Below are 245 nucleotides of genomic sequence, written 5' to 3' on the forward strand. Positions count from 1 at the left end.
GTCGGGCTGAACCGCTCAGGGGGCCGGCTTGGCCGGCGGATCGACGTAGAAGGTCTCGATCGCGCCGCGGTCCTGCAGGGTGACGAACACCTGCGCGCCGTCGAAGGTGACGTTGCTGGGCTTGTGGCCCTTGAGCTTGATGGTGCGCACCAGCTTGCCGTCCGGGGCGAGCACGGCGACCTGGGCGCCGTCGTAGCGGGCGATGTACAGGTTGCCGTCCGGGTCGCAGCGCATGCCGTCCAGGC

The 245-nt window shown here is 70.2% G+C and carries 1 protein-coding gene; it reads right to left on the bottom strand.

All coding sequences use genetic code 11. From position 1 onward, the window contains the following. Nucleotides 1–15 precede the first annotated feature (15 nt). A partial coding sequence (locus tag SB660_RS22995; protein ID WP_410584842.1) for an SMP-30/gluconolactonase/LRE family protein occupies nucleotides 16–245 on the bottom strand: 230 nt, incomplete at its 5' end.

It is taken from the genome of Bacillus sp. SIMBA_005, from assembly GCF_046535585.1.
Lineage (GTDB): Bacteria > Bacillota > Bacilli > Bacillales > Bacillaceae > Bacillus > Bacillus pumilus.